Raw genomic sequence first — 1,267 nt, forward strand, 5'->3', positions numbered from 1 at the left:
CAGGCTGCGGAAAAACCGGAGCCGTGGGGCCGTTTTGCGTTTGGTTGATGCGAGATCGGCTTATGCGAGGGTCATTTTAGCGGCTCTTTCGGCTGGTTTTGCCGCGATCGGCCGGTTTGAGGTGGATTGCGGGCGCATTTAGGCCGTGGCCATCAGCTTTGGCAGCCGGACCAGGTTGTAGGCGGCGACGGTCAGGGCGAACGTCCAATCCACCTTCTCGGTCCCTCGATGGCGTGTTTTGCGAAGGCTTGCGATGGTCTTGATCCAGCCGAAGACCTCTTCGATCCGCTTACGAATGCGCAGGCTGACCGCATAGCCGGGATGCCTCGTCGTGCGCGCATCGAGAGCGCTTCGACGCAGGATGCCGTTCTTGTCGACATACTCATGCTTGGCGATGTGCGGGGTGACCTTGCGCTTGCGCAGGGCGGCGACAAACTCGCGCGCGTCGTAGGCCTTGTCCGCGCCGAGCGTGATCCGCCGCTTGGCGCCCAATCGATCCAACAACGCCAGTGCCGCTTCCCGCTCGGCTGTCCCGGTCGCCGGCGTCAGCGTCGCGCCGATCACCAAACCGTTGCGGTTCTCCATCAGGACATGACCCATGAAAGCGATGCGCGAGGGTTGGCCGGTGGCCTTGCGGTACAGCTTGGCATCGGGATCGGTCGTGGAAGCATGTGTCTTGTTGGAACGCTTCTCGCCGTGAAAGTCGCGCTCCCCATTGCGACCCGGGCTAGGTGGTTCGCCACCACCGTCCTTGGGACGGAAGCTCTTGATCGAAGCCCACGCCTCGATCAGTGTCCCATCCACTGAGAAGTGCTCATCCGACAGCAGATTACGCCTGCGCGCCTGCGCCACCACGGCGGCCAGGAACTTGCTTGCCACATCGCCCGATAGAAGCCTCTCCCGGTTCTTGGTGAAAACCGTGGCGTCCCAGATCTCGGCATCCATCGACAGGCCGACGAACCAGCGCAACAGCAGGTTATAGCCTAACTGCTCCATCAACTGCCGTTCCGACCGGATCGAGTAAAATGCCTGCAGCAGCAAAGCCCGAAGCAGCTTCTCCGGCGCGATCGAGGGACGACCAACCTTCGAATAAAGTCCCTCAAAATCCGACGACAACACTTCAAGCGCCTCGTCGGCTATTGCCCGGATGGCTCGAAGCGGATGATCCGATGGAACCCGAGCCTCGCAGCTCACATAGGAAAAAAGCCCTTCCGTCCCATCATCTCCACCGCGCATCTCATCCTCCAATCTCTCCGGCGGAATCGAA

General features: G+C 61.1%; 1 protein-coding gene. It reads right to left on the minus strand.

What is annotated here, in order from left to right:
• Positions 1-138 precede the first annotated feature (138 nt).
• On the minus strand, positions 139-1,236 hold the full coding sequence (locus tag EN852_RS34495) for an IS5 family transposase (protein ID WP_127880150.1): 1,098 nt from the start codon (positions 1,234-1,236) through the stop codon (positions 139-141).
• Positions 1,237-1,267 lie beyond the last annotated feature (31 nt).

The organism is Mesorhizobium sp. M2E.F.Ca.ET.209.01.1.1 (assembly GCF_004010375.2).
In the GTDB taxonomy this organism is placed as follows: Bacteria; Pseudomonadota; Alphaproteobacteria; order Rhizobiales; family Rhizobiaceae; genus Mesorhizobium.